This is a genomic window from Geobacillus sp. CCR (assembly GCF_052906625.1).
In genome coordinates this window covers 1-2894 of record NZ_JBREBQ010000082.1, presented here as the reverse complement: position 1 = coordinate 2894, position 2894 = coordinate 1, and the positions used below count along the sequence as shown (strand labels likewise).

Here is a 2894-nt window from a genome sequence, read left to right as displayed (position 1 = left end):
TTCTTCCGTTCCAAGAAATGTAACCCCCGATAAAAATGGAAGGGGGGTCTAGCCGTTTCCAGCCCGTGAAGTCGCCCGATAAATTCTCGAAAATTCGTTTTTTAATTTTTTATTTCTTTGAATTTTTTTAATTTGTTTTGTGATTTCAATTCATCAAGTTTGTTCATCGCTTTGATGAGTTGACTCACATCTCGACCTTGCTTAGACAGTCTCTGCATGCATGTGTCTCGGTCAGTGTCGATGAGTATGTGTTCTACCTCTCGACTAGCAAGCAACGTGTCTAGCTTCTCATCTGGATATGTCATGACTAACCATACATGGTCAAAGGTCTGCTCTGCTTTAAGCTTCCGTAGTATCAGCTCATAGATTAGTTGCACATAATCATTGGCGTCTATATTGCCCTGATGTAATGGCAGGCCTGTTAACGCCGTCATGAGATGGTCGTAATCATAGACGAGGTCATGCTGTCCTTGATGTCGCTTGACGTACGTTGACTTGCCACTTGCTGGATAGCCAACGATTACTGTAATCTTCATGGCTCGATGCTGTCCCTTCTTACGCTTGGTTGTCTCACGTCTCGTCTTCCAATAGTGGCAGTCCCTGCATAAAGCCTGCAGATTATCCGCGTTCGTGCGGTCTTCCCAGTCATCTTCGCTTGGAACAATATGATCAACTAATGAGGCTTGCAGACCACAGCGTTGGCATAAACTGTTGTCTCTAATCAATATCTGCTCACGCAGTTGCTTCCATTCATTACTGTGATAGAACCTAAGGTAGTCCGACTGCTGCTCATTCCGCACACGGTTGTACTGCCTATCCGCCTCCGATCTAACACGAGCATTGGCATCAACCAATTGTGGTCTTCCATTTATAAAGGCAAGCTTCTTACTTGGCATGGATATCATTCTTAAAGAGATCAGGTCCCATCGCAGACCCCTGAGCGATTCCTTCGCGGTGATCCCCCTTTAAATATTCGATTTTATAAGCACGGATAACATGATCTGTTGCCGCTGGATCTTTTGTATGCCAGTCAAGTGAAACGCTAACGAGCCCTGTATCTGATCTATCAATCCGTTTGCCATCAATCCAAACATGTGGCACATCATTAATGTCATCGAATTCGATACGAACATGTGGAGTGCTTGCGTGCTGCGATGGCTGCTCCTGCTTTTGCTGATAGTCAGTCAGCGCTTTGTCTAGCTCCGCAATGAATGATTCACTGAATCCTGCATGATCTGGTAGCTCAATGCCTTCGATCTCAGGCAACTTAGCATCACATAGACCATACGCAGTTAAGGTGGGTGAAACTTCAGGTGTCGCGTCAGCCTTGATGTTTTCGACCGCGTTCTTGATCTTGTCAAGTTTGGCCATAAGCGGATCGGTGTTTGCATCAATCGTAACGGTTATCTTATCGGTTCCTTTTTTACCTAATAAGTGTTCTTTCAGTCGTTTCACTACTTTAAGCATGTGCGATTCCTCCTAAGATAATATGATTGTCGAATAGGAACCGTTACCGTCAATATTTAGACCAGTAACATCCCATCCTGATTTATTTAGCAAACTGATTACTTCATTAACGACTGCTGGATTGTACTTGGCAACGCCAATTGAGATTGGGGATGTAGTATTAATTCCTTGATTAATGGCATCGTTCACTTCGGCAATCAGACTGTCTTTGTATTTCTTAGTTGCATTGGCACGAGTTGGCAGTGATCCTTCCATTTTTGGTGGCACTGGTGCGGGTGGAGGCAACTGACGGTGAGACAATTGCCTGCTTTGGGCTTTAGCATTATCGAATATCATGTCTATTCCTCCGTGTATTGTTTAATCTTGTCAACCCTCAAGTCACACCACGTTTCGTGGGTACCGTTCGCTTTATATACCGTTACGACTGGGAACGATTGATAGCCTTGTTTCCGGAACCGTTCAATGTCACGCTCGTCGGCTGTGATGGTTGACACCGGCATGACCTGCTTTAGCTTCATCGCTGTGTGGCGACATTTCTGACATTTCGGTTTCGTGTAAATTACAGCTTGCATACGTGTTTCTTCCCTTGATAGCTCTTCAATGATTTTTTGCTCGGTTTTGCAAATGTAGCCATAGCTAACACGTTTCATACCTGACATGACTTACACCGCCAACTCGAATGTATAGCCGTGGTGATGTTTTTGCCTGCCACAAAGGCAAGCATGTACTCCAGTGTCCTTCAGTCCGAGAAGTCTCGAGGCTTTCTTAATACTGTCGAAGTAGTACCGGTGTCCTGAGCTAGTGATGACATAAACCGGACTTCCGTTCGCCTTTGCCATGCGTTCAATTAAAGTACCGTATGTCATATTATAAAGTCTTGTGCACCATTCCAGATTAGATACATTGTTGTTTGTCTTGTCTTCGTCTTTGTGGTTTACTTCGGGCAAGTTGTCGGGGTTCGGCAGAAACGCTTCACTCACAAGACGGTGAACGAGTTTTTGCTCAACTTTTCCATCTCGATGTAGGCCAACCTGAATATATCCAGCACCTGCTAAATTGTAAGCGAGTACTTTCCCTTTTAAGTGGTTTCCTCGCATATCCACACGGTAAAGACTCCTTACTCGGCCAAAATTGCTAACCTGATATAGTCCTTTGTAATCTTCAATATCTTTCCAAATTTCAGCTGAGTTCATAAGTGCACCGTAGCCTTTCATCGTCATAAACGAACGCATACAGCAGATGTTTGCCCGTGGTGAAGCCATTCTTAATCTCATAGGGATCATTTGGTTTCGCAGTCCCGAGCTGGCGCCACATAATGCCACGATCGTCTTTAAACCGTTCGCTATGATAGTGGCCGGAGTGAAGCTCGTATGTTTTTGCCACACTGAATATCCTTTTGTATTCAAATGGGAAAAGTCTTGTCAGCT

General features: G+C 44.5%; 6 protein-coding genes. All 6 read right to left on the bottom strand.

Annotated elements, in window-relative coordinates; genetic code table 11:
* Positions 1 to 101: 101 nt before the first annotated feature.
* Positions 102 to 896, bottom strand: coding sequence for an HNH endonuclease (locus ACVBDQ_RS17870; protein WP_446663389.1), 795 nt, complete (start codon positions 894 to 896; stop codon positions 102 to 104).
* Positions 886 to 1467 carry a hypothetical protein gene (locus ACVBDQ_RS17865; protein ID WP_446663388.1) on the bottom strand — a complete coding sequence of 194 codons (582 nt, stop codon included), beginning with the start codon at positions 1465 to 1467 and terminating at the stop codon, positions 886 to 888. The genes ACVBDQ_RS17870 and ACVBDQ_RS17865 overlap by 11 nt, the downstream gene beginning before the upstream one ends.
* Positions 1468 to 1479: 12 nt before the next feature.
* Positions 1480 to 1803 carry a hypothetical protein gene (locus tag ACVBDQ_RS17860; RefSeq protein WP_446663387.1) on the bottom strand — a complete coding sequence of 108 codons (324 nt, stop codon included), beginning with the start codon at positions 1801 to 1803 and terminating at the stop codon, positions 1480 to 1482.
* Between the two features lie 2 nt (positions 1804 to 1805).
* Positions 1806 to 1961: a hypothetical protein gene (locus tag ACVBDQ_RS17855; protein ID WP_446663386.1), complete on the bottom strand. Its 156-nt coding sequence runs from the start codon at positions 1959 to 1961 to the stop codon at positions 1806 to 1808.
* 168 nt (positions 1962 to 2129) lie between these two features.
* Positions 2130 to 2687: an NUMOD4 motif-containing HNH endonuclease gene (locus ACVBDQ_RS17850; RefSeq protein WP_446663385.1), complete on the bottom strand. Its 558-nt coding sequence runs from the start codon at positions 2685 to 2687 to the stop codon at positions 2130 to 2132.
* Positions 2647 to 2894: hypothetical protein (locus ACVBDQ_RS17845; RefSeq protein ID WP_446663384.1), on the bottom strand; the 248-nt coding region annotated here is incomplete at its 5' end. The genes ACVBDQ_RS17850 and ACVBDQ_RS17845, both read right to left, overlap by 41 nt.

Excerpts from the sequence above, each read along its gene's own strand:
- ACVBDQ_RS17870 (WP_446663389.1), bottom strand. The coding sequence starts at position 896 with ATGCCAAGTAAGAAGCTTGCCTTTATAAATGGAAGACCACAATTGGTT.
- ACVBDQ_RS17865 (WP_446663388.1), bottom strand. The coding sequence starts at position 1,467 with ATGCTTAAAGTAGTGAAACGACTGAAAGAACACTTATTAGGTAAAAAA.
- ACVBDQ_RS17860 (WP_446663387.1), bottom strand. The coding sequence starts at position 1,803 with ATGATATTCGATAATGCTAAAGCCCAAAGCAGGCAATTGTCTCACCGT.
- ACVBDQ_RS17850 (WP_446663385.1), bottom strand. The coding sequence starts at position 2,687 with ATGACGATGAAAGGCTACGGTGCACTTATGAACTCAGCTGAAATTTGG.